The following is a 25,643-nucleotide window of genomic DNA, read 5'->3' as shown; positions in this document are numbered from 1 at the left end:
CCGTTTGAAATGGCCAGCCGCTGTGATTAAAAGCTGAAGACATAGAGATTTTATGGGCCAAGAAAAGGTGTTTTTTTCCTTCGCTCCTCGATGGTTTCCGAAATCACATACGGTGCCAAACTGGCTAAAACGAAATCCGTGGTGAATTGCGGCAGCGTGCCAGGGTGCTCGCCATCCATGCAGTAATAATCGAAGTTGCCTTTAATAATTTCTCTCTCGGCAGGATCAAGCTGACTGGCATCGTTAAGCATATCGAGCAGCTCCTGAGAGGGCGGAGGATAGGAAGGATTTGTTTTACTGTCTTCTGTATTCAATCTGCCAAACCAATTCGTCCGCCAATCCGCCACCGCCCGCAAGAAATCAATCCAGGTCAGGTCACCGTCTTTCAGGATGTCGCTCAGGCCCAGACATACGTCATAGGCCGTGGCTTTTTCTGAATGCATAGGGTTGCTGACGATGCTGGAGTGATAGGAGTTTTTCTCGCTTTCGCCCATCCAGCGCGCCTGCGCTTGTTCCGGTGTTTCACCTGGACGCATGCCTTCTTTCCCTTTCTTGTTGTAGGGATTGGTGGTGGCGATGGCGGCGTCGATGGGCGAGTACTTCAAGGTCGGCGGCCCCATGGTGGGGAAGAAAGGTTCCGGCAGTTCTTCTCCCGTAAAGTGGTACTTCTCCCATTGCTGTGGCGGACTTCCAACCATAGGGGGGTTTTTAACTTGTCCCACCGGTGACTTAAACAGACGTTGATAAAAGCGTTCTCCCAGTTGTTTGATCAAGGGGTTTTCTACGCCGAATGCGCCTATGCCTTCGATGATTCCCCATAAGCTCACGGTCGTATCGTCCGGGCTGAAGTACAGGTAAACCTTGCCCCTGTTGTCGCGTTCTTTGTTGCGGTTGTGTTCCCATTCCGGGCCGGTGATGCCGCACTGAATTTTTTTGAAATCGGCAAAGGCTGGTGTGTTGGCGGGTTGGGTCGTGAGGTATTCCTTGATCAGCATGCGCAAGGTTTCTTCGCGCGCGGCCCGGGTTTGTTGCCGGTTGCCCTGCAGGATGGCTTCGATGACAGGTTCATTGGTGCTATAGGGGGGATTGTTCATGATCAGCGTATCGGCTTTGATGTCCTTGCCGTCCTTGGCGAGCATGGCGTGCGCCAGCAAGCTGATCAGGCAGCCCTGACTGTGGGCAACGATGCTGATCGGTTCGTGCGGCGATTTTTTGCGGATGATGCGTAGCAGGCTCGCCAGACGCTGGGCCGCCAATACCATGTAATGGCGTGGCGGGCCACTGCACAGGTTGTGCGTCGGTTCTTGTTTATCGCCCAATTTCACCCACCCGTCGCGGTCGAAGCCTGGCCCGAACATATCGGGAATGTTGGTGGTGGCGTTGGCGAGCGGGCCGCCGTTTTTGGCGTAGCGTTTGTCGAGGCGGTTGCCGTAGCGATCAATCTGCTGACCATGTTTAGCTTTGTTACTGGACTCCGTGGTCACTTCACGAAACCCCCAGTAAAAAGGAATGACCGGAGAATTCAGACTGTTGGCGGCCCGTGCGAAATACACTTTATCCGGGTCGGGGTGGACGTTTTCCGGGAGGACGGTTTCGCCATTTTTTAATGTGGGCGGCAGAGTGTAGTGGGCGCTTTCCATGTCGTCGCCACGAAACATCCTTTCGTTGAGCCCCTTACAAATGCCTTGCTCCTGAAACGGATAGGCTTCGCCGACATCGTTGACGCCGTGGATCAAAATAACGATGCCGGCGGTTGGCCGGGTCAGCGGAATGAATACGTTTCCACCACCCGGTAGTAGCCATTGCATTTCGTGGCCTTTGACCACGAGGTTGATGCGTTTTTTCTCGGGAGTACTCATGGGGATTCCTTTCGCATTGAGATAGCGAGGGCTGCGTGGCGACTCAACTGGATGTAACTTGCCAGTGGCCAAAAGGCTTGGAGCCTAACGGCCAAGTTAAGGAAAGGATTTAAGGAAGCGCTTATTTGAGACTATCCCTGCATTACAAGGACGACTGTGCCTGACGGCTGCCTGCAAACTGCGCTAGCATGAGCATTTTTCCTTCCGCCCATGTCCGACCTGATTCCCCCTCCGGGCGATATCGCCCGACCACGCAGCACCACTCCCAAGCTCGCTCCCGACCTGATTAGCGGGCCTATTGCCCGTACGCTGCTGATGTTTTCGCTGCCGGTGCTGGGCGGCAATATTCTGCAATCGCTCAATGCCTCGGTCAACGCGATCTGGATCGGCCATTATCTGGGCGAAGCGGCACTCACCGCCGCCTCCAATGCCAATACCATTTTGTTTTTCCTGCTGGGCGTGGTGTTCGGTATCAGCATGGCGACCGCGATTCTGGTGGGCCAGTCGGTCGGTTCCGGCAATCTGGCGCAAGCGCGACGTGTGGTCGGCACCGGTGCCAGCTTCTTTGCCGCGCTCTCTGTTCTGGTGGCGCTGGCCGGTTATGTGTTGACTCCAACTATCCTGCATGCCATGCACACGCCCGCCAATGCGCAGCCGTATGCGGTGGCGTATCTGCGCATTATTTTCATCGCGCTGCCGTTCATGTATTTTTATAATTTTCTGATGATGGCGCTGCGCGGCGGCGGCGATTCGCGCACGCCGTTTTATTTCATGTTGCTGTCGGTGGTGCTCGATATCGCCCTCAACCCTTTGCTGATTTTCGGCGCGGGGCCGATTCCGGCCATGGGGATCGCTGGCTCGGCGGCGGCGACGCTGGTGGCGCAGACCTTGAGTTTGGGGTTGATGATCGCGCACTTGTACCGACGCAAGCATTTCCTGGTGTTGCGTGCCGATGCCTTGCGCTTTCTGCGTCCCGATCCTGCCATCCTGCGCGCGCTACTGACCAAGGGTTTGCCTATGGGCCTGCAAATGATGGTGGTGTCGTCGTCCGCGTTGATCATGCTCAGTATGGTCAACGGCTACGGTTCGCAAATCACGGCCAGCTACGGCATTACGGCGCAGTTGTGGACGTATGTGCAGATGCCGGCACTGGCCATCGGTGCCAGCGTCTCAAGTATGGCGGCGCAGAACGTCGGCGCAGGTCGCTGGGATCGGGTAGACCGTATTGCGCTGGTGGGCGTGGCTTACAATTTTCTGCTGACGGGGGCGCTGGTGGGGCTGTTGTATCTGGCCGACCATGCGGCGCTCAGTTTGTTTTTGCCTGCCACCGGAAATGCGATCGCCATTGCGCAGCACATCAACAACGTGGTGAGCTGGTCGTTCATCTTTTTCGGGGTGACGATGGTGTTGTTCGGTGTGGTACGTGCGACGGGGGCGGTGATGGCACCCTTGCTGATGTTGTGCGTGTCGATGTGGCTGGTGCGTTTGCCGTTTGCCTACTTCATGGCACCGCGCTTGGGGGTGGAATCGATCTGGTGGAGTTTTCCGTTTGGCACGCTGGTGGCGCTGGTCCTGGCGGTGTCTTATTACCGTTACGGCGGCTGGCGCAAGGCCCGTATGCTGACGCCGCAGGTGAGTGCGGCGCCAGTCGGAGCAGCGATTAGTTCGTCTTGATTTGCAAAGCGCCGGTCAGGTCGCCAATCGGTTTTTGGCCGTTGGCGATGAGTGCGCGGTCGCGTTCGGCAATGCCGTCGAGCACGGGCAAGGACCAGCGGCGTGTAATGAAGCGCAGCACCGATGTCGTGTCGTAAGGCGTGGAATCAACGTAGCCATGTTTGGCAAACGGCGAGACGATGATGGCCGGTACGCGTGAGCCAGGGCCCCAGATGTCGGCCTTCGGCGGTGCGGCATGATCCCAGAAGCCACCGTTTTCATCGTAGGTCACAACAATCAGCATGTGCGCCCATTGCGGACTCTGCTTGAGTTTGGCAATGACCTCGGCAATGTGGGCGTCGCCTGAAGCAACATCCGCATAACCGGCGTGCTGATTCAGATTGCCTTGTGGCTTGTAGAACGCCACTGCCGGCAGTTTTCCGGCGGCGGCATCTTGCAGGAAGCGCTGGTCAAAATCGAGCAGATGGCGGGCGCGATTGTCAGCATGCGTGACCGGGTCCATGTTGGCAAAGTAATTGAATGGCTGATGGTGGAACTGGAAGTTCGGCGTCGGGGAGGTAAATTTGCGTGCGCCTGTGGCCGTACCCAAAGTGCTATTCCAGGCACCGGCATACCAGGCCCAGTCAACTCCCTTGGCGGACAAGAGGTCACCGATATTGGTTTGCGTTTGCGGCGGCAGCGTGGAAGGGCTAGAGACATCGGCGTAGAGATGCGTGGCGTCGCTGGCGGCCGGGGCGACATTACTCGGCTGATACGCCGGTTGCATCGTATTGACGGCGAAGAAGCGGCCTTGCGTATCTTTCGGTGTCAGTGTGCTGTCGTTCAGATATTTGGCTGGGCCGCTGAGCGCCGAGGCGGGCGCGCCCGCTGCCGGTGTCAGGCGAATGAACTTGCCGTTGGCATCGACATCGATTTTTGAAATCGAGCCGGCAGCCACTGATTTTTCTGCATTCGGATATTGCGGCGCGCAGGCGCAGATCAGAAATTGGTGGTTCAGGAAAGAGCCGCCGAAAGCGCCCATATAAAAATTATCGGCCAGCGTGTAATCGTGCGCGACTTTCCACATGGCCATTTTGCTGCCGTCGTAATAGCCCATGCTCAGGCCGCCGGCGTCGGAGTAAGTGGCGAACAGGTCGTTCTTGCCGCCGTTGATTTGCATCTGATTATTGTAGAAACGATGCACCAGATCGCGCGTGATGACGGTTTCTTCGAGATTCATGCCGCTGGCGTCGTCGATGCGGAACGGACGGTTGGGCATGTTCGCGGACTGCGCTTGCGTCATGACGCGGGTTTGTCCCGGCAGGGTCACACCGCCCCAGGTCGGTGGCAATACCGGTAGCGTGGCGCCATCAAAATCTTTTTGCGCAATGTAGGCTGTTTTGGAGGAAGGATTCACGCCGGGCACGCCATCGGCACCGGGATACAAACCGTACAGGGTGTCGAAACCGCGGTTCTCCGCGTAGATCACCACCACGGTGTCGATTTGCTTGAGACCGTCGTCAGCGTTCACCATGCTGGAATTCGTGCTGCAACCACTCAAGCCCGCGGCCAGTGCGGCCGTCCCTATCGTTACGCGAAAAATCGTATGCATTTCACCTCCTGTATAGAATGTGCCTCATTCTATGCGCGAAATATAACCATCGAATGACAAGTGCGTGACCAACAATGGGTCGCTGCGAATCGAGCCGGATAGTCCGTCATGCTTGAGTCATACCGCCCTGCTAGGCTCTCGCCCGAATCACCTTTATTGCCACTTTTTTTAGCCCATGAAAACTGTTTTGTTCGGCCTGCTTGCCTGCACCACCGCACTGGCAGCTTCGACGCGAGAGGGAAATACTCCCGCCCCCGCAAGGCCCGCCTATCTGCAAGCGACTTATCTGCCCTTAGCCTCCCAACCCAGCGTCAAGGAACTAACTGCAATGGGGCGGACACTGTTTTTCGATGCCTCGCTGTCTGCCTCGGGCAAGCAATCCTGCGCCAGTTGCCATAGTCCTGCACACGCTTTCGGGCCGCCCAACAATCTGGATGTGCAACTGGGCGGCAAGCACCTGCGCACGCAAGGCACGCGCGCCACGCCGTCCTTGCGCTATCTGCAAACCTCCCCGCCGTTCAGCGAGCACTATCACGACGATGATGGCGACGACAGCATCGACGCCGGCCCGACTGGTGGCCGCACCTGGGACGGTCGCGCCGATTCGACGCACGATCAGGCGCGTATGCCCTTGCTGTCAGCGCATGAAATGGGCAACGCCACTCCGGCGGCAGTCGTGAAAAAACTGCAAAAAGCTCCGTATGCGGCGCAATTCCGGCAGTTATTTGGCGCGGCTATTTTCGAACAACCGGAACAGGCATTTTCGGCAGCATTGATGGCGCTGGAAGTATTTCAGGAAAACCCAGAAGATTTTTATCCCTACACCAGCAAGTACGATGCGTTCCTGCGCGGGCAGACCACACTCAGCGCACAGGAATCGCGCGGACTGGCGCTGTTCAACGCGGCGGACAAGGGCAATTGCGCTTCCTGCCACATCAGCGCCATTACGCCCAACGGCGGTTTTCCGCAATTTACCGATTACGGCCTGATCGCCATTGGTGTGCCGCGCAACCGACGGCTGGCGGTCAATCGCCATGCCGCGTATGCCGATAAGGGCTTATGCGGTCCCGATCGCACCGATTTGCGCGACCACCCCGAATACTGTGGCCGCTTCAAAACGCCGACTCTGCGCAACGTGGCGCTGCGCCAGACGTTTTTCCACAACGGCGTTTTTCACAGCCTGCAACAAGTGATGGAGTTTTACGTGCAACGCGATACGCATCCTGAGAAATGGTATCCGCGCCAGCGTGACGGCAGTATCCGCAAGTTCGACGACTTGCCCGCCTCGATGCAGGGCAATGTGAATCTGGAGGCTCCCTTCGACCGTCAGCCCGGCGATCAACCGGCGCTGTCGGCTGCGGAGATTCGGGATGTCATCGTGTTCATGAATACGCTGACCGATGGCTATGTGCGGCCCACCTTGAAATCGCCCGCAGCACAGCCATAAAAAAACCCGCCGTAGCGGGTTGTGGTCATACAGGCAGATGTACTCAGGCAGTGGTGCTGATCGTCGTGCCGGTAAGCTGCCCATTGAAGTTATAGCTCGGACGAGTTTGCTGCTGGGCTTGCTGCTGCTGTTGCGCTTGCTGTGCCTTTTCCGCTTGCTTGGTCTGCTCTGCCTGCTGCACTTGCAGCGTTTTCTGCGTCTGTTGAGTCTGCTGCGCCTTTTGAGCCGCTACATCCTGCTCCTGTTTTGCAACATCCGTCCGCGCCTGATCTGACTTGGCCTGATCGGAACGACTGACGGAAGAAAATTGCTGCGCCTGTGCGCTCGCCTTGTTGGCGCTAGAGGCAGCCGTAGCTGCGGCGGCAGCATTACTGGAAATAGATGAAATTGAGCTGATAGCCATGGAGGCCTCCGAAATTGAACTTCAGAGTCACATCCTACACTCAAATTTAGAAATAATTCAATACCAGACTTAAAATGTTGCGGCGGGGGAACATTTAAATAGCAATCTGACACCTTACTGCCGCTATAAACTTCGAACACGACCTTATTGCGACATTTCTTGCGGCATTCACGCCACACATTGCCAGTCTGCCAAGACAGCGATTCACACCCAATTTGATCCACGCCGCCTGGGATTGGGCAGGTCAATGCATACCGTCTAGTCGAGCAATGAGAGGGCTATTTCCATCCGCATTTGCTCCAGCAAAGTCTGCACCGTGGGATAGCGCAGACGCAGCCCCAGCTCCTGTTTCAGGCGTCGATTACTCAGACGGCGCGATTCCGACATGAACGACAACAACATCGGCGACACCACTCCTGCTAATTCGGCACGCGGCAAACGCGGCGGCGGCGGCAGCGCGAACGCCTGTGCGACCGCATCAAAATAATCGGCCATCTTGAGCGCTGAATCGTCCACTGCATGATAGATTCGCAAGGGCTGCGCATGGAACAGGGCCGCTGCCGTCATCCGCGCCAAATCGTCGGCATGAATATGGTTGGTATACACATCGTCGACAGCAAGAAGCGCCGGTGTGCCACGGCGCAAACGCTCCAGCGGCAAGCGGTCGGCGGCATAAATACCGGGTGCGCGCAGTATCGACAGCCGCCCCCCTGCCCTGCGCGCCCAGGCGCGTAAAACATTTTCGGCATCGACGCGGCGACGCGCACGCAGATTGTGTGGCTGCACAGGACGCGTTTCATCGACCCAGGCCCCACCGCAATCACCGTAGACGCCGGTAGTACTGATATAAACGAGAGTGGCGCGGTCGGGTAAAATGGCGGCCAGGTTACGGGTGCGGCGGTCGGTGTCGCCACTGGACTGCGGCGGCGCCAGATGCACGATGTAACTAGCCAGCCGCGCCAATCGCGCCAGCGTGGCCGGCTGATCGAGGTTCGCCACCAGCGGCAGCGCTCCGGCAGCGCGCAAAGCGGCGCAGCGATCGGGCGAACTGGTCACGGCGATGACGCGAAAGCGATCCCGCACCAGTGGCAACAAACGCATACCGACGTCGCCGCAACCAAGGATCAACAAACGCGGTTTTCCAATTTTTCCAACAATATTTTTCATAAACAGGATTGTATGAGTTTTCAAGTCACGGTACAGCCAAGCGGCCATCAATTCGTTTGCGAGACGGGCGAAACCGTCCTCAGCGCCGCCATTCGCAACGGCATCGGCCTGCCTTACGGCTGCAAAAACGGCGCTTGCGGCTCCTGCAAGGGCAAACTGCTGACGGGCAATCTGACCCACGGAGAGCATCAGGAAAAAGCGCTGCCGTCCGCAGATGAGGCACTCGGATTTGCCCTGTTCTGCTGCGCCCGGCCGGACTCGGATATCGTCATCGAAGCGCGCGAAGTCGCCGGTGTCGGCGATATCCCGATCAAAAAATTACCGGTGCGCGTCGCCGGGCTGGAAAAAGTGGCCGACGACGTCATCGTGCTGTCGTTGCAATTGCCTGGCAGTGACCGCCTGCAGTACAAGGCCGGTCAGTATGTCGAATTCCTGCTGCGCGACGGCAAGCGCCGCAGCTACAGCATGGCCAATGCGCCGCATCTGGATCAACCGCTGTCGCTGCACATCCGCCACATGCCCGGCGGGCTGTTCACCGATCAGGTCTTCAGCACCATGAAAGAGCGCGACATCCTGCGTATCGAAGGCCCGCTGGGTACTTTCTTCCTGCGCGAAGACAGCGACAAACCGATGCTCTTGCTGGCGTCCGGCACCGGCTTCGCACCGATCAAGGCCATCATCGAGCAAGCTATCCATTCCGAAACCGAACGGCCGATGACGCTGTACTGGGGTGGCCGCCGTCCGGCCGACCTCTACATGCATGCGCTGTGCGAAGAATGGGCGCGTACGCTACCGCATTTCCGCTATGTCCCCGTCGTCTCGAACGCCGCAGCAGATGACGCCTGGAGCGGCCGCGAAGGCTTCGTGCATGCCGCCGTGATCGAAGATTTCCCCGACCTGTCCGGCTATCAGGTGTATGCCTGCGGCGCGCCCTTGATGGTCGCTGCCGCGCAACGCGATTTTGTCGCCCGCTGCCACTTGCCCGAAGAAGAGTTTTACGCCGACTCGTTCACCTCGGAAGCCGACCTGCAGGGCTAATAGCGCGAAATGGCGGAATTTCTGCTGAAATGCGGTAATCCACGTAAGCTCAGTGCAATAAACACCGCACTGAGAATGCATCATGCAGTAGCTTCAACAGCAGTTTCGCCAACATCGCTGTTTTACCGATTCAATTCAATTCATTTTTTTTACCTTTTGCCCGGCAGGAGCCGCACATGGAATTCAAGCAATCCGCAGTCGATCATCTGATGTTCATCACCAACCGCCCGCCGCTGATTTTCGTCGAAGGCAAGGGCATGTTCATGACCGACCACGCCGGCAAGCAGTACCTGGACTTCCTGCAAGGCTGGGCGGTCAATGCACTGGGCCATGCACCGCAATGCATCGCGGACGCACTGGTCGCGCAAGCCGGCAAACTGATCAACCCGTCACCGGCGTTTTACAACGTCCCGTCGATTGAACTGGCTACGCTGCTGACCGACAACTCCACCTTCGACCGCGTGTTTTTCGCCAGCAGCGGCGCAGAAGCCAACGAAGGGGCCATCAAGCTGGCGCGCAAATGGGGACGCATGAATCCCGCCGCCGATGGCAGCCATCGTTATGAAATCATCACCTTCGATCACAGCTTCCACGGCCGCACTCTGGCGACCATGTCGGCCAGCGGCAAACCGGGCTGGGATACGCTGTTCGCACCGCAAGTACCGGGCTTCCCTAAAGCCGACCTGAACGACATCGCCAGCGTCGAGCACCTGATCACGCCCACCACCGTGGCCGTGATGCTGGAACCGGTGCAAGGCGAAGGCGGCGTGATTCCCGCCACCCGCGAATTCATGCAGGCGCTGCGCCGTTTGACGAAAGAACGCAATCTGCTGCTGATCGTCGATGAAGTCCAGACCGGCTGCGGCCGCTGCGGTGAATTGTTCGCTTACCAGTTGTCCGGCATCGAACCCGACATCATGACGCTAGGCAAGGGCATAGGCGGCGGCGTACCGCTGGCGGCACTGCTGGCGAAGGAAGCCATCGCCTGTTTCGAACCGGGCGACCAGGGCGGCACCTATAACGGCAACCCGCTCATGACGGCGGTTGGTTGTGCCGTCATCAAGGAATTGCTGAAGCCGGGCTTTCTGCCTTCGGTGCTGGAAAAAGGCGAATACCTGCGTGCCGCCTCGCTCAAGCTCTGCGCCAAGCACGGACTCAAGGGCGAACGCGGGGAAGGCTTGCTGCGCGCACTGGAACTGGGCCGCGACATCGGCCCGCAGATCGTCAACGCCGCGCGCGATATGGGGCCGGTCGGTTTGCTGCTCAACTCGCCGCGTCCCGACCTGCTGCGTTTCATGCCGGCGCTCACCATCACCCACGCTGAAATCGACCAGATGATCGCCATGCTGTCCTCGGTTATTTCCAGCCTGGATGCCTGATCGCCCGGCCATGTCCAGCGTGACTGCGCCCCTCGCCCGCCCTGCCCTGTTCACACAGGCAGGGCGGGCAGTTTTTATGGCCACGCTTTTACTGAGCGGCTGCGGGGGCATAGCGCTGAATACGCCGACGAATAAAGCCCCGCAGGCATCCACGCCGGCACGCGCTGCCAACACACCGCCATCATCACGCAACGCCGCCTTCAACGACAAAGCCAGCGATGTCGTCATCTATGCGCTGGGTCTGCTCGATATCGGTTACCGCTTCGGCGGAAAAAATCCTGACGCGGGTCTCGATTGCAGCGGCATGGTGACCTATGTTTTCCGCGAAGCCACCGGCGCGCGCGTCACCGGCAGCGCCGCCGACATCGCCCGCCAAGGCAAGGAAATCGACAAGAGCGATCTGCGCGCCGGTGATCTGGTGTTCTTCAATACGCAACACCGTTCTTTTTCGCACGTCGGCATCTACATCGGCAGCGGCCGCTTCGTGCATGCACCGTCCACCAATGGCAAAATCCGCATTGATCGTATGGATAACAAGTATTTTTCTGCCCGTTTTGAAATGGCGCGTGCTTATTTCGATTGAGCGTCTCCGAATAAAAAAAGCCTGTCACGCGATCATTGCGTGACAGGCTTTTTTCTTGTGGCAACAGAGACAGCAAGCCCCCTATCGCCCGATTACTTCTTCGGAATATACAAATCCGTAATCACACCCAGCGCCATCTCGGCGGCGAACATCGGCGTTTCCGACAAGGTCGGATGCGCATGGATGGTCAGCGCCAAATCTTCCAGGTCAGCGCCCATTTCCAGCGCCAATACGGTTTCGGCCAGTAACTCACCGGCATTCACGCCGACGATGCCCGCGCCCAGAATGCGCTTGGTTTGCGGGTCATACAGCAGCTTGGTCAGACCGTCTTCACGGCCCATGGCCAAGGCACGACCGCTGGCGGCCCAAGGGAAGCTGGCTTTTTCGTAAGCGATACCCTTGGCTTTGGCATCGTTTTCGGTCAGCCCCATCCAGGCGATTTCCGGATCGGTGTAGGCCACCGAAGGGATCGTCATCGGCTCGAACGCCACCTTGTGTCCGGCGATGGTTTCCGCAGCCACCTTGGCTTCATTGGTGGCCTTGTGCGCCAGCATCGGGTCGGAGCAGATATCGCCGATAGCGAAGATGTGCGGCACATTGGTACGCTTCTGCAAATCGGAAGGAATGAAGCCGCGGGCATCGACCAGCACACCGGCTTTCTCCGCACCGATCAGATTGCCATTAGGACGGCGGCCGACCGCGACCAGTACGGCGTCGTAGAGTTGCGGTTCTTTCGGTGCGGCAGAGTCGCCCGACGCCGCTTCAAACGTGGCGCGCAAACCTTCCGGCAAGGCTTCCAGTTTGGTGACCTTGGTTTTCAGGTAAATGGCGGCGTAGCGTTTTTCGATGCGTTTTTGCAGCGGCTTGACGACGTCGCGATCGGCGGCAGGGATGAGGCCATCAGCAAATTCGACTACCGTGACTTTGGTGCCGAGGGCATCGTAGACGCAGGCCATTTCCAGACCGATGATGCCGCCGCCAATGACCAGCAGCGTCTTGGGAATGTGGGTCAGCGCCAGCGCGCCGGTGGAATCAATCAGGCGCGGGTCGTCATACGGGAAACCGGGAATTTTGGCGACCGAGGAACCGGCGGCGATGATGGCGTGCTTGAACGCCACCACACGCGGGCCGTCGGCGGTTTCAACCGTCAGCGTATTGGCAGAGCTGAATGCACCCTTGCCGGTCACGACTTGCACCTTGCGCGCCTTGGCCAGTCCGGTCAGACCGCCGGTCAGCTTCTTGATGATGCTTTCTTTCCAGCCGCGCAACTTGTCGACGTCGATTTCCGGCGCGGACAGTTTGACGCCGAAATGCGCCATTTCTTCCGCTTCGGTAATCACCTTGGCCGCGTGCAGCAGGGCCTTGGAAGGGATGCAACCGACATTGAGACAGACGCCGCCCAGCGAGGCGTAACGCTCCACCAGCACCACTTTTTGACCGAGGTCGGCGGCGCGGAAGGCAGCGGTATAGCCGCCGGGACCAGCACCCAGCACCAGCGTGTCGCATTCGATATCGGCGGTGCCGGAGAAACTGGCGGCGGCCGGCGCAGCGGCGACCGGGGCTGATGCAGCAGCTGGCGCGGGTGCTGAAGCGGCAGGAGCAGCAGCAGGAGCAGAAGTTGCCGCCGGTGCAGGTGCATGTGCAGCAGCGTCCGCTTCCACCGTCAGCAGCAGCGAACCTTCAGCGATTTTGTCGCCGACCTTGATTTTCAATTCCTTGACCACGCCAGCGTGTGTGGAGGGTATTTCCATGCTGGCCTTGTCGGACTCGACCGTGATCAGCGATTGGTCAACTTTGATCGTGTCGCCGACCTTGACCATCACTTCAATGATTTCCACTTCCTTGAAGTCCCCGATATCCGGGACTTTGACTTCGATCAGACTCATGCTTGCTCCATCCATGCGGTGGGTTGATGCGGGTGGGTAGATGCGGTGGCTTAATGCGTGTGGGCTAATGTGTACGGAATGCGGCCATCGGCAGGCGCTCACACAGAACGCCCGCCGGTTTCCTTACAACATGGATTTGCGCAAGTCGCCCAGCACATCGGCCAGGTAGGTCGAGAAGCGTGCGCCCATGGCACCGTCCACGACCCGATGGTCATACGACAGCGACATCGGCAACAACAGGCGCGGCACAAATTGCTTGCCGTCCCATACCGGCTTCATGGCGGTTCGGGACAAGCCAAGGATGGCCACTTCGGGCGCATTGATGATAGGCGTGAAGGCCGTGCCGCCAATGCCGCCCAGCGAAGAGATCGTGAAACCGGCCCCTTGCATGTCGGCGCTTTTCAGTTTGCCGTCACGCGCTTGGGCGGACAGATCGGTCATTTCCTGCGCGATCTCGGACAGGCTCTTCTTATCGACATTCTTGATCACCGGCACCATCAGGCCATTCGGCGTTTCGGCGGCGAAGCCGATGTTGTAGTAACGCTTGAGGATCAGGTTTTCGCCGTTGGCGTCGAGCGAGGCATTGAACGCCGGGAATTTCTTGAGCGCTGCCACGCTGGCCTTGATGACGAACGCCAGCATGGTCAGCTTGACCGGCGACTTGGCTTTGGCGTAGGCGTCGTTGGAGGTCTTGCGGAAGTCTTCCAGTTCGGTGACATCGGCTTCGTCGAATTGCGTGACGTGCGGAATCATGACCCAGTTGCGGTGCAGATTCGGCCCGCTCAGTTTCTGGATGCGCGACAGCGGCTGCAGTTCGGTTTCGCCGAATTTGCTGAAGTCCAGCGATGGCCATGCCAATAAGCCGAGACCGCCACCGGAAGGCGCTGCTGCTGCACTCGCGCTGGAACTACCGCCGGCCAGCGCTGCCTTGACGAATTTCTGAATATCTTCGTGAACGATGCGTCCCTTGATACCGGTGCCGGGAACGCGACTCAGATCGACGCCGAGTTCACGCGCAAATTTGCGCACCGAAGGTGAGGCATGTGCTTTGGCACCGGAGACCGGCGCTGCTGGCGCAGTACTGGCGGCGGCTGGTACTGGTGCTGCTGGTGCCGGTGCGGACGCCGCCACCGGTGCAGTCACTGAGGCTGCCGCAGCCGGTGCTGCAACTGCGGCGGCAACCGCCGGAGCGGCACTACCGCCACTGACTTCCAGCGTCGCCAGCGGCGAACCCTTGGCGACCTTGTCACCCACTTTGACTTTGAGTTCCTTGATGACACCGGCGTGGCTGGAAGGAATTTCCATGCTGGCCTTGTCCGACTCGACCGTCAGCAGCGATTGATCGACGGCGACTTTATCGCCCACCTTGACCATCAACTCGATAATTTCGACTTCGGCAAAGTCGCCGATATCGGGAACGAAGATGTCTACCGAGCCACTGGCGGCAGGGGCGGCAGCAGCTACCGGTGCTGGAGCGGGTGCTGCCGGAGCAGGAACCGATGCTGTCGCTGCTGCCGGTGCTACAGCGGCCGCTGCGGCCGCTGCGGCAGGGGCCGGTGCTGCTGATGCAGCGGCTGCCTCTGCTTCCACGATCAGAATCAGCGTGCCTTCGGCCACTTTATCGCCGACCTTGATCTTTACTTCCTTGATCAGTCCGCCGTGAGTGGCGGGGATTTCCATACTGGCTTTGTCCGATTCCACCGTCAGTACCGACTGGTCGGCCTTGATGGTGTCGCCGACCTTGACCAGCACTTCAATCACTTCGACTTCCTTGAAATCGCCGATGTCCGGCACCTTGACTTCGATTTGACTCATCTCTTGCACTCCGATTATTCGTTCGAACGACTGTGGGGGCGAATGGTTTACTGGGTGACCGGATTCGGCTTTTCAGGATCGATGCCGTATTTGGCGATGGCGTCCGCCACCACCGATGCGGCAATCTTGCCTTCGTCAGCCAGGGATTTCAGCGCGGCCACCGTCACATAGTAGCGATTGACTTCGAAGAATTCACGCAACTTGGCGCGGGTGTCGGAGCGGCCGAAACCATCGGTACCCAATACCTTGTAGCTGCGATTTTTCGGTACGAAAGCACGGACCTGCTCGGCAAAGGTGCGCATGTAATCGGTCGAAACCACGATAGGGCCTTCGGTTTTTTCTATGCACTCGGTGAAATATGCCGTGCGCGATTGACCGGCCGGATGCAGCATGTTCCAGCGTTCAACGTCCTGACCGTCGCGCGCCAGCAGCGTGAACGAGGGTGCGGACCAGACATCGGCGTCCACTTTCCAGTCGTCGCGCAGCAGATCGGCGGCGGCGATGACTTCGCGCAGGATGGTGCCGGAGCCCATCAATTGCACGCGCAGTTTGTTTTTCTTGCCACCGGCGTTGAGCAGATACAAGCCCTTCAGGATGCCTTCTTCCTGACCTGTTTTCAGACCGGGATGGCTGTAGTTTTCATTCATCAGGGTGATGTAATAGAACACGTCTTCCTGATTGCCGATCATGCGACGCAGACCGTCATGCAGAATCACGGCCACTTCATGCGCGAAGGTTGGATCGTAAGGCACGCAGTTGGGGATGGTCGAGGCCAGCACATGGCTGTGACCGTCTTCATGCTGCAAGCCTTCGCCGTTCAAGGTGGTGCGACCGGCGGTGCCGCCAATCATGAAACCGCGGGCACGCATGTCGCCGGCAGCCCAGGCCAGATCGCCGATGCGTTGCAGGCCGAACATCGAGTAGTAGGTATAGAACGGGATCATGATGCGGTTGTTGCTGGAGTACGAAGTCGCCGCTGCGATCCACGAACTCATGCCGCCCGCTTCATTGATACCTTCCTGCAAAATCTGACCGGCTTTGTCTTCGCGGTAGTACATCACCTGATCTTTATCGACCGGCTCGTACAACTGTCCGACCTGGCTGAAAATACCGATCTGACGGAACAGTCCTTCCATACCAAAGGTACGCGATTCATCCACCATGATAGGCACGACGCGCGGGCCGAGGATGGGGTCGCGCAGCAGTGCGGTCAAGACCCGCGCATAAGCAGCGGTGGTGGAGATTTCACGTCCCTCTGCGGTCGGTTCCAGCATGGCCTGAAAAGCGGACAGTTCTGGCACCGGCAAGACTTCGTCGGCTTGCTGACGGCGTTGTGGCAGATAACCGCCGAGGGCTTTGCGGCGCTCGTGCAGGTATTGCATTTCCGGGGTGTCGTCGGACGGCTTGAAGAACGGGATGTCGGCCAACTGCTCGTCGGCGATCGGCAACTGGAAGCGGTCGCGCATGGCCTTGATCGCTTCGTCGTCGAGCTTCTTGGTGTTGTGCGCGGTGTTGCGGGCTTCGCCCGATTTGCCGAGGCCGTAGCCCTTGATGCTTTTGACCAGCAGAACGGTAGGCTGCCCCTTGTGTTCCTGCGCGACCTTGAAGGCGGCATAAATTTTGTGCGGATCGTGACCGCCTCGGGTCAGACGCCAGATGTCGTCATCCGACATTTTGCTGACCATTTCCAGCAGTTTAGGATGCTTGCCGAAGAAGTTCTTGCGCACGAATGCGCCGTCCTTGGCTTTGTAATTCTGGTATTCGCCATCGACGGTTTCCATCATGACGCGTTGCAGGATGCCTTCTTTGTCCTTGGCCAGCAATTCGTCCCAGCCGCTGCCCCAGATCACTTTGACCACGTTCCAGCCGGCACCGCGGAAATCCGATTCCAGTTCCTGGATGATCTTGCCGTTGCCGCGCACTGGGCCGTCGAGACGTTGCAGGTTGCAGTTGACGACGATCACGAGGTTGTCCAGCTTTTCACGGCCGGCCATGCCGATGGCGCCCATCGATTCCGGTTCGTCCATTTCGCCGTCGCCGCAGAAAGCCCAGACTTTACGGGCGGCGGTGTCGGCAATGCCGCGTGCGTGCAGGTACTTGAGGAAGCGCGCCTGATAAATCGCCATCAGAGGGCCAAGGCCCATAGAGACGGTCGGGAATTGCCAGAAGTCCGGCATCAGTTTTGGATGCGGGTAGGAAGACAAGCCCTTGCCATCGACTTCGCGACGGAAATGCAGCAGTTGCTCTTCGGTCAGGCGGCCTTCGAGGAAGGCGCGGGCGTAGATGCCGGGCGAGGAGTGGCCTTGTATATACAGCAGATCGCCGCCGTGTTCGGCCGTCGGTGCGTGCCAGAAGTGGTTGAAGCCTATGCCCAGCATGTTCGCCAGCGAGGCAAAACTGGCGAGGTGGCCTCCCAGGTCGCCATCGACGCGATTGGCCTTGACTACCATGGCCATGGCGTTCCAGCGCATCCACGAACGCAGGCGCTCTTCGTATTCCAGATTGCCGGGGCAATGTTCGCCCTGATCGGCGGGGATGGTGTTGACGTAGGCGGTGTTGCTGGAAAACGGAATGGCCGCTCCGCGACGACGCGCCAGGTCGGTCATGCGCTCCATCAGATAGTGGGCGCGCTCCGGGCCTTCGGCTTCAATCACTGCTTCGAGGGCGTCGAGCCACTCTTGCGTTTCCATTGCATCAGGATCATTGACGGCTTGCGTCAGAACTTGGTCGAGCTGGGCGGACATGGACTGTCTCCTCTGGAATGAAATGTTCCGGCGTGAAGGCGCGGATATATCGGGATGAGCGGCGTAGTTTCGCCAAAAAAATAGTTTTACGGTCTTATCGCCGTCGAGTTGGTGGATTCTAACAGGGCTTTTTATATTTTCAAATGGCGATATTGAATTTCATAATGCGAAATATTGCTGCAAAGCGGCGCAAATAGCGGCTTTGTGAGTATCTATATTTTATTTACCTATGCTGAAAGTTGCGCAGTTCACGTTGCAACGCCGCATTTACAAGAATTTCTTCCTATGAATTTTTTATACAAATAAAATAATTTACTCAAAAACAACATTTACGGCAAAATTTTAATCGGATTTTTTTATGCAGATAGCCGGTGCAAATTCCATCAAAAATTCAAAAGAACGGCTGCCATAGGGCGTTTCCAATGATGTCAGCAAATCGCACTGCCGTCACAGAGTCTCATTTCTGCTGATCGCAGGCAAGTACATGAACCCACAAACTGTATCTACTACTTTTAAGAAATTTACGTGGAACAATTTATTGTTGTAAAATAACAGATGCAGATGTGTAATACCTAGGTAACACCAGTCTGCCATTGGAGAATTACTCAGCATGGGTCTGGAGATATTTCCCAACGGAAGAATTTTCAGGTCGTCTCTTTTACCAAAAGAGACTTCGACGAAGCAATCGTCAGTTTTGCATCCACATCCAATGCAACTTGGGAAATCAAATGGAAACGAAAACATTCACCCGGAAAAGCTTGCGGGTCAAAGCAATGTTGACAATGAGCGGCTCATCCCCCGTCATGGCGCACACGTTCGACATCGGTACGAGTGGCATCAGCTTAAATTGCACTGATTCCATACAGGAAGGTCGCGAAGGACAAGTCGCGTTTCAAATATCGCTCAACGGCAATCTGCGCGACATCGTTGCGCAAGTGAAAGTGGTGGACTGTATTTTCAGTAATGGCGGATTCAAATCCAGAATGAGATTCAATGCACTCCCGCCGCAAACCATGCGGACAATTCAAGACTACATGGAGTGATGAAGTGATCGCTGTGGACGGTCAGATGGCTGACTTGTCCACGCATTTTCCCACGCATTTTTACAAGCACTTTCCCCCATTCTTACGCGCAGAAAAGCATTAAAAGACCGTCGCTCACTCTACCGCGCGTTGCAATCTGACTTATTTACCCCTCTTTTTACCCTTCTTTTTACCCCTCTCCACAGGCGTGCGACCCGCACATCACCAAACCTCAGGCAATACCAAGCAGTTTGATCAGACTCAGGCTCATCGCAGCCAGCAGCAGAAAAGAAAGCACTGCCACTGCCGTCACTCTGGCGCCAGCCTTCCATACCGTACGGACATCAACACCCAAGCCAAGCGCAGCCATCGACATGATGGTCAAGAAACTAGTCAACATCGCGGCAGGTTTAATTGCCAGCTCAGGTACAAGACCAAAAGAGCGCAAGGCCATGAGCGTCAAAAATCCAACAATAAACCACGGCACCATCTGCAACAAAGCAGGCCTCTGACCGTTTTTCCTGCTGCCAGACAAAGACAATAGCAGTACAACCGGCCCCAGCATCAGAACGCGCACCAGCTTTACCAGCGTACCGATACTGCCGCTGGTCAGCGAAACCGCCGCCGTCGCCGCCAGCACCTGCGGCACTGCGTAGACTGTCAGTCCGGCAAACACACCATACTGCGCATTCGATAGCGTAAAAAAAGGAATCAGCAAGGGCAGCGCCAGCACCACCAGCACCCCAAGCACGGCGGTAAAAGCGATGGAGGCGGCAATATCCTTACTCCCGGCGTCAATCACCGTTGCCACTGCCGCAATCGCCGAATTGCCGCAGATAGAATTGCCGCAGGCAATCAATATCGCCATTTTGCGAGGCAAACCCGCCAGTCGTCCGATGCAATAACTGCCCAGGATGGCAAGCACCACTACAGCCGCAATACCTCCGATCAGCGCCGGACCCTTTTCCAAAATCGAACCGGCACTCACCGAGATGCCCAGCAACACCACTGCGATCTCCAGCACCACCTTGGCGCAGAAACCAATACCAGCATCGAAACGCCCATGGACCGGAAAAAAACTGCGGACAAGACTACCGAGCAGAATCGCCAGCACCAGACTTTCCAGCCAGGCACGCCCGAACAGATGCCGCTCCAGCGCTTCCAGCGCAAAAGCGACTGCGGTGACCAGTCCGCACAACGCTAAGCCAGGGAGCAGTTTCCTCACACCAGACATTCCGTTCGTATTCACACCATCGCCTCATATCCTTATGCAATGAGGCGATTATCGGCTGGACATATCGTTCGGTCTATCTTACAGTTTCTAACATTTTATAAAGAAGAATCGAACAATAGAATGACTCTGGAACAATTGCGCATCTTTGTCGAAGTGGCCGAACGCGGGCATCTGACCCAAGCAGCGAGCGCTCTGGCGCTGACCCCTTCGGCGGTCAGCTCCTCGATTCGCGTATTGGAAAGCCGCTACAGCACACCGCTGTTCAACCGGGTAGGCCGACGTATCGAAATCAGTGAGGCGGGTCGGATTTTCCTGACCGAAGCACGCGCCACACTCGCCAGCGCACGTACGGCAGAACTGGTGTTATCGGAATTGAGCGGACTCAGAAGCGGCTCGCTGAGCATCCAGGCGAGCCAGACCATTGCCAGCTACTGGCTGCCTTCCCTGCTGGTAGATTTCCATCAAAGATATCCGCAGATAGCACTCAGCCTGACCATCGGCAATACGCAGCAAGTGGCGCAGGCAGTGACTGACGGCGCGGCCGACCTGGGCTTCATTGAAGGAGAAATAGACGAACCGGAATTAATCACGGAAACGGTAGGCCAAGACCACATCGTTGCCGTAGTCGCGCCCGGACATCCATGGGCAAACGGTAAGCCACGCACTGCGGCGGATTTATTGAGCGGTCAATGGATCATGCGGGAACAGGGTTCCGGCACCCGCTCCGCGTTTGAGGAACTGCTCAAGGACATCGGCGTTGACGCAAGCGGGCTGCAAATCGCCCTGACCTTACCCTCAAACGAAGCAGTACGTACGGCCGTCATGTCCGGGCCGTTTGCGACAGTGGTATCGGAACTGGTGGTCGCCTCGCATCTGCAAGTGGGCTTACTTTGCCGCATCAACATTGACCTGCCGCCGCGCTCGTTTTATCTGTTGCGGCACAAGGCGCGCTATAAAACCAAAGCGTCATTGGCCCTGCAAGAAATGATTCAGCAACAGCATGCGGCACTCTTAGTCCAGTAAACTGCACCCTGCCGTGTGAAGCAAGTGAGCGCCAGCATCTCTACACGCGGATGTAGACGCCTATTTAGATGCTGAAATTACCCAGCGTACTGGCGCGATAAGCGGCCACAAACGTACCGAAATCCCCGGTCTGGGTGGCCTCGATCTGGGCTTGCTCCTCCAGCGAAGTGGCGGCCAGCGCATCGAATTCGGCGATTTGCTCAGCGCTCAGGGGCCGGGCGCGGAAATAGGCCGCATCGGCTCTGTTTTGCTGCAAGGCCAGATCGATAAAAGATTTTTTCTCTTCCCGCAGCAGCGACAACATGCGCGCCGACGGCGTCAGTTCGACATTCAGGAGCTTGGCGCGCTGTACTTCCAGCGCTTGACTATGTTCATCGCCGCCATGCTCTGCATCGAGCAATTGCGCCACCGGCTGCATGGCATCGAGCATTTCCAGACCCCAGGCCTGCAAGCCGACCGGCTGGCCGCGCCGCTGAAGAGCCAAACCCGGACGGCGGCCTTCCTTGACCGTGCGGTTGAAATTTTCCTTGTTTTCATCCCCTTCCGCTTCCGACGTCAGCGGGCTCTCGACGAAGGCGAGGAAGTGCAGGAACACATTCAGAAAACGCGTAGTCTGGAGACTGATGCCGAGCGGATCGAAAGGATCGATATCCATGCAGCGCACTTCCACATATTGCACACCGCGCGCCGACAGCGCCTGAATCGGCCGCTCGCCGCTATTGATCACGCGCTTGGGTCGTATCGTCGAATAGTATTCGTTCTCGATCTGCAACACATTGGTGTTGATCTGCAGCCATTCCCCGTCGCGCTCGGTACCGATCGCTTCATAGGCCGGATAGGGCTGGCTCACCGCCTTGGCCAGACTGCTGATGTAGCTTTCCAGCGTGTTGTAGTGCGGCGTCAGCCCGGCTTGCGCGCTATTGCGGTAGCCGAGATCGCTCATGCGCAGGCTGGTGGCATAGGGCAGGAACAGGGTATCGTCGTCGAGCTGTTCCAGCTGATGCGTCTGACCGCGCAGGAAGTTGGCCGATACCGCCGGCGACGCGCCGAACAGATACATCAGCAGCCAGCTGTAGCGCCGGAAATTGCGAATCAGCGCGATATAGCTTTCCGATTGAAAATCCTTGGCCGACAAGGCAGAACCTTCTTCCTGCCGCAAAATCTCCCATACCCGCTCATCGAACGAGAAATTGTAGTGAATTCCTGCGATGCACTGCATGGTCTTGCCATAGCGCAGCGCCAGACCGCGCCGGTAGACATGCTTGAGCATGCCGATATGCGAATTGCCAAACCAGGCCAGCGGAATATCCGCTTCTGGCGGCAAATGGCAGGGCATGGACTGATTCCACAGCAACTCGTCGCCCAGGTGGGAGTAGGCATAGCGGTGAATCTGGTCCAGCCGCTCCAGCGCCTGTGCGATATCCGCTACCGGAGGAGTAATGAATTCGAGCAAGGATTCAGAGTAATCGGTCGTGATCTGCTGGTGCATCAGAGCCGAACCGAGCGCGACAGGATGCGGCGTAGCGGCCAGTTCCCCAGCATCAGTCACCCGCAGCGTCTCGCGTTCAATACCGCGCAAGCCGTGCGCCAGCAATGCCCTCTGTTGGGGCTGGGCAAACAAGGCAAGGCGATGGTTCAGCAGATCGGTCACGGGTCATCCTTTGGAAATCGAGTGACCGAGAATAACCGAAAATCCGGCTTTGCGTCGGCAGCCACGGCGGCCACCGACCAGATGCTGCCTTGCAACGTATAATCCGGGGTTACCCCTTTCTTATGCGACCCGCCCATGTCAGCCCAATTAATCGACGGCAATCTTCTCTCCCAGCAACTGCGTACCGATGTCGCCCTGCGCGCCGCCGCACTCACCGCACGAGGATGCCAGCCCGGACTGGCCGTCATCCTGGTCGGTGAAAGCCCGGCGTCGCAAGTCTACGTGCGCAACAAGGTCAAAGCCTGCGTCGACAATGGCTTGCATTCGATCCTGGAAAAATACGCCGCCGACCTGTCCGAAGCCGACCTGCTGGCCCGCATCGCCGCGCTCAATGCCGATCCGGCCATCCACGGCATCCTGGTGCAATTGCCGCTGCCGCCGCACATCGACGCGCACAAAGTCATCGAAGCAATCGCCGCAGAAAAAGATGTCGACGGCTTCCACGTCAACAATGCCGGATTGCTGATGACCGGACAGCCGCTGTTCCGTCCCTGCACGCCCTATGGCGTCATGAAAATGCTGGAATCGATTGCTTGTCCGGTACGCGGTGCCAACGCCGTTATCGTCGGCGCGTCCAACATCGTCGGCAAGCCGCAAGCGATGCTGCTATTGCAAGCAGGGGCCACCGTCACCATCTGTAATTCCAAGACCCGGGACCTGGGTCTGCATACGCGCATGGCCGATATTCTGGTCGTCGCCACCGGCAAACGTAACATCGTCACCGCCGACATGGTCAAACCGGGCGCCGTCGTCATCGACGTCGGCATGAACCGCGACGACGCCGGCAAATTGTGCGGCGATGTCGACTTTGCCAACGTCAAGGAAGTAGCCGGCTACATCACCCCCGTCCCCGGCGGCGTCGGCCCGATGACGATCACCATGCTGCTGGTCAATACTATTGAAGCGGCAGAACGCACCTTACTTTAAGAAAGTTCCCTGAACATGGCTACCGATACGACTAGCAACACGACTCTCGACACGACGCCCGACACCGCCAGCAATCCCCTGCTCGATTTCTCCGGCCTGACCCGCTTTGACCTCATCGAACCGCAGCACGTCACGCCTGCGCTCGATCTGCTGCTCAAGCAAAGCGCCGCCGTCATCGCTGAACTGGAAGCGCCGACCAGCACGGTGAGCTGGGACAATTTCGTCGAGCCGCTCGGTAGCACCATGGAAAAACTGGGACGGGCGTGGGGCGTGCTCAACCATCTGAATGCGGTTGCCGATACACCGGAATTGCGCGCTGCCTACAATGAAAACGAGCCGCGGCTGGTAGAGTTCTCCACCTCGGTCGGTCTCAACCAGGGCCTGTTCCAGAAATACAAAGCGCTGCACACCAGTGCCGACTATGTCGCCATGAGTCCGGCCCGCCGCCGCGTGATCGACAACGCCGTGCTCGGTTTCCGTCTCAGCGGTGCCGAACTGCCCGAGGCGCAAAAAGAGCGTTTCGCCGCCATTCAGGAGCAACACGCCGCACTGACCACGCGCTTTTCCGAAAATGTGCTCGACGCCATCAGCGACTACAGCCTGCTGGTCGCCGACGAAAGCGAACTGGCCGGCCTGCCCGAAGATGCCAAACAAGCTGCACAGGCAGCGGCACAAAAAGACGGACTGAGCGGTTTCAAATTCACGCTGCATTTCCCTTCTTATTTCCCGCTGCTGCAATACGCCGACAACCGGGCATTGCGCGAAACCATTTACCGCGCCAACACCACCAAGGCCTCCGACCTGGGTGCCAAACCGGAATGGGACAACAGTCAGAACATGCGCGACATCCTGCGCCTGAGCGAAGAAGAAGCGCAATTGCTCGGCTACGCCAACTACGCCGAACTATCGCTAGTGACAAAGATGGCCAAGTCGCCGCAAGAAGTGGTCGCTTTCCTGGAAGACCTGGGCCACCGCGCCCGCCCATTCGCTGAGCAAGACCTGAGCGAACTGCGCACCTTCGCCCGCGAACAACTGGCACTGGAAACGCTGGAAGCCTGGGACATCGCCTACGCTTCGGAAAAACTGCGCGAACAACGCTATGCGTTTTCGGAACAGGAAGTGAAACAGTACTTCCCGGAACCGAAAGTGCTTGCCGGCTTGTTTCATCTGGTACAGCAGTTATTCGGCGTCAGCATCGGCCCTGACAGCGCCCCGGTCTGGCATCCCGATATCCGTTTTTACCGCATCGAACGCGACGGCAAACTGATAGGCCAGTTCTATCTGGATCTGTATGCGCGCAGCGGCAAGCGCGGCGGTGCCTGGATGGACGGCGCACGCTCGCGCCACGTTATCGGGGAAAAAATCCAAACCCCGGTCGCTTACCTGACCTGTAACTTCACCGCACCGGCAACGGTAGACGGCGTCCAGAAAGCCGCGCTGTTTACCCACGACGAAGTCATCACCCTGTTCCATGAATTCGGCCACGGTCTGCACCACATGCTGACCCAGGTCGATGAAATGGATGTCTCCGGCATTTCCGGCGTCGAATGGGATGCCGTGGAATTGCCTTCGCAATTCATGGAAAATTTCTGCTGGGAGTGGGCCGTGCTGCAAGAACTGAGCGCCCATGCGGATAAGGGCCTGCCGTTACCACGCGACCTGTTCGACAAAATGACCGCCGCCAAGAATTTCCAATCCGGTCTGGGCATGCTGCGACAAGTCGAATTTTCCCTGTTCGACATGCACATTCACAACGCCCTCCCCAACGACGACGGCGCCATCGAGAAAGTACTGGATACCGTGCGCGCCCAATTCGCGGTACTCCAGCCGCCTGCATTCAATCGCTTCCAGCATTCCTTCGAACATATTTTCACCGGCGGTTACGCCGCCGGTTATTACAGCTACAAGTGGGCCGAAGTGCTGTCGGCCGATGCCTATGCCGCCTTTGAAGAAGCCGGCGTCAGCAACGGCAATATCGTTTCGCAGGAAACCGGCCAACGCTTCCAGCGCGAAATTTTAGCCGTCGGTGGATCGCGTCCTGCGCTGGAATCGTTCAAAGCGTTTCGCGGCCGCGAACCGAGCATTACCGCCCTGCTGCGCCACAGCGGCATGGCCGCCTGAAGCCCGCTCCGGAGACGCC

At 57.9% G+C, this 25,643-nt stretch carries 18 protein-coding genes; 9 read left to right on the top strand and 9 right to left on the bottom strand.

Annotation, left to right across the window (positions count from 1 at the left end; all coding sequences use genetic code 11):
- Window positions 1-50 precede the first annotated feature (50 nt).
- Complete coding sequence (locus RGU70_RS06730; protein ID WP_322208623.1) at window positions 51-1,859, bottom strand: effector protein Tle3 domain-containing protein; 1,809 nt, start codon at window positions 1,857-1,859, stop codon at window positions 51-53.
- Window positions 1,860-2,069: 210 nt separating this feature from the next.
- Here RGU70_RS06730 and RGU70_RS06725 point away from each other — a divergent pair, with 210 nt between their 5' ends.
- Complete coding sequence (locus RGU70_RS06725) at window positions 2,070-3,533, top strand: MATE family efflux transporter (protein ID WP_322208622.1); 1,464 nt, start codon at window positions 2,070-2,072, stop codon at window positions 3,531-3,533.
- On the opposite strand, the gene acpA is transcribed toward RGU70_RS06725, so the two are convergent.
- A complete protein-coding gene (acpA, locus tag RGU70_RS06720) occupies window positions 3,520-5,124 on the bottom strand; it encodes an acid phosphatase (RefSeq protein WP_322208620.1) in 1,605 nt (534 codons plus the stop codon). The genes RGU70_RS06725 and acpA overlap by 14 nt on opposite strands.
- 175 nt (window positions 5,125-5,299) lie before the next feature.
- On the opposite strand from acpA, the gene RGU70_RS06715 reads away from it, so the two are divergent.
- Window positions 5,300-6,571, top strand: coding sequence for a cytochrome-c peroxidase (locus RGU70_RS06715; RefSeq protein ID WP_322208619.1), 1,272 nt, complete (start codon window positions 5,300-5,302; stop codon window positions 6,569-6,571).
- Window positions 6,572-6,614: 43 nt separating this feature from the next.
- On the opposite strand, the gene RGU70_RS06710 is transcribed toward RGU70_RS06715, so the two are convergent.
- Both RGU70_RS06710 and RGU70_RS06705 read right to left on the bottom strand, forming a co-directional pair.
- Window positions 6,615-6,974, bottom strand: coding sequence for a hypothetical protein (locus RGU70_RS06710; protein WP_322208618.1), 360 nt, complete (start codon window positions 6,972-6,974; stop codon window positions 6,615-6,617).
- Between the two features lie 258 nt (window positions 6,975-7,232).
- Entirely contained in the window at window positions 7,233-8,141 is a 909-nt protein-coding gene (locus RGU70_RS06705; protein ID WP_322208617.1) for a sugar nucleotide-binding protein, read from the bottom strand.
- A gap of 12 nt (window positions 8,142-8,153) precedes the next feature.
- Between RGU70_RS06705 and RGU70_RS06700 the strand changes: the two genes are divergently transcribed.
- From RGU70_RS06700 to RGU70_RS06690, 3 genes are all read left to right on the top strand, one after another.
- Window positions 8,154-9,179 (top strand): CDP-6-deoxy-delta-3,4-glucoseen reductase, encoded by a 1,026-nt coding sequence (locus tag RGU70_RS06700; RefSeq protein WP_322208615.1) that lies wholly within the window; start codon window positions 8,154-8,156, stop codon window positions 9,177-9,179.
- Between the two features lie 176 nt (window positions 9,180-9,355).
- On the top strand, window positions 9,356-10,558 hold the full coding sequence (locus RGU70_RS06695) for an acetylornithine transaminase (RefSeq protein WP_322208614.1): 1,203 nt from the start codon (window positions 9,356-9,358) through the stop codon (window positions 10,556-10,558).
- Between the two features lie 76 nt (window positions 10,559-10,634).
- On the top strand, window positions 10,635-11,141 hold the full coding sequence (locus RGU70_RS06690) for a C40 family peptidase (RefSeq protein ID WP_322208612.1): 507 nt from the start codon (window positions 10,635-10,637) through the stop codon (window positions 11,139-11,141).
- A gap of 92 nt (window positions 11,142-11,233) precedes the next feature.
- Here RGU70_RS06690 and lpdA read toward each other — a convergent pair whose 3' ends face one another.
- The 3 genes from lpdA to aceE all read right to left on the bottom strand — a co-directional run bounded on the left by lpdA (window position 11,234) and on the right by aceE (window position 17,586).
- Window positions 11,234-13,027: a dihydrolipoyl dehydrogenase gene (gene lpdA, locus RGU70_RS06685; RefSeq protein WP_322208611.1), complete on the bottom strand. Its 1,794-nt coding sequence runs from the start codon at window positions 13,025-13,027 to the stop codon at window positions 11,234-11,236.
- Window positions 13,028-13,150: 123 nt separating this feature from the next.
- On the bottom strand, window positions 13,151-14,842 hold the full coding sequence (gene aceF, locus RGU70_RS06680) for a dihydrolipoyllysine-residue acetyltransferase (RefSeq protein ID WP_322208610.1): 1,692 nt from the start codon (window positions 14,840-14,842) through the stop codon (window positions 13,151-13,153).
- 47 nt (window positions 14,843-14,889) lie between these two features.
- Window positions 14,890-17,586, bottom strand: a complete 2,697-nt coding sequence (gene aceE, locus RGU70_RS06675; RefSeq protein ID WP_322208609.1) for a pyruvate dehydrogenase (acetyl-transferring), homodimeric type — start codon at window positions 17,584-17,586, stop codon at window positions 14,890-14,892.
- Window positions 17,587-18,314: 728 nt separating this feature from the next.
- Between aceE and RGU70_RS06670 the strand changes: the two genes are divergently transcribed.
- Window positions 18,315-18,629, top strand: coding sequence for a PilZ domain-containing protein (locus tag RGU70_RS06670; protein ID WP_322208608.1), 315 nt, complete (start codon window positions 18,315-18,317; stop codon window positions 18,627-18,629).
- Between the two features lie 211 nt (window positions 18,630-18,840).
- On the opposite strand, the gene RGU70_RS06665 is transcribed toward RGU70_RS06670, so the two are convergent.
- The gene (locus RGU70_RS06665; RefSeq protein ID WP_416186553.1) at window positions 18,841-19,842 is read right to left on the bottom strand and encodes a YeiH family protein; all 1,002 of its coding nucleotides are present in this window, start codon (window positions 19,840-19,842) and stop codon (window positions 18,841-18,843) included.
- A gap of 120 nt (window positions 19,843-19,962) precedes the next feature.
- Between RGU70_RS06665 and RGU70_RS06660 the strand changes: the two genes are divergently transcribed.
- A complete protein-coding gene (locus tag RGU70_RS06660; protein ID WP_322208606.1) occupies window positions 19,963-20,865 on the top strand; it encodes a LysR family transcriptional regulator in 903 nt (300 codons plus the stop codon).
- Between the two features lie 64 nt (window positions 20,866-20,929).
- Here RGU70_RS06660 and gshA read toward each other — a convergent pair whose 3' ends face one another.
- Window positions 20,930-22,516, bottom strand: coding sequence for a glutamate--cysteine ligase (gshA, locus tag RGU70_RS06655; protein ID WP_322208605.1), 1,587 nt, complete (start codon window positions 22,514-22,516; stop codon window positions 20,930-20,932).
- Between the two features lie 135 nt (window positions 22,517-22,651).
- Here gshA and folD point away from each other — a divergent pair, with 135 nt between their 5' ends.
- Together folD and RGU70_RS06645 are read left to right on the top strand one after the other, a co-directional pair.
- Window positions 22,652-23,503 carry a bifunctional methylenetetrahydrofolate dehydrogenase/methenyltetrahydrofolate cyclohydrolase FolD gene (gene folD, locus RGU70_RS06650; protein WP_322208604.1) on the top strand — a complete coding sequence of 284 codons (852 nt, stop codon included), beginning with the start codon at window positions 22,652-22,654 and terminating at the stop codon, window positions 23,501-23,503.
- A gap of 15 nt (window positions 23,504-23,518) precedes the next feature.
- Entirely contained in the window at window positions 23,519-25,624 is a 2,106-nt protein-coding gene (locus RGU70_RS06645) for a M3 family metallopeptidase (protein ID WP_322208603.1), read from the top strand.
- The last annotated feature ends 19 nt before the right edge of the window (window positions 25,625-25,643 follow it).

Source organism: Herbaspirillum sp. RTI4 (assembly GCF_034313965.1).
GTDB lineage: Bacteria > Pseudomonadota > Gammaproteobacteria > Burkholderiales > Burkholderiaceae_D > Herbaspirillum.
The sequence above is the reverse complement of the archived record's forward strand: the minus strand, read 5'-3'. Positions and strand labels throughout refer to the sequence as shown.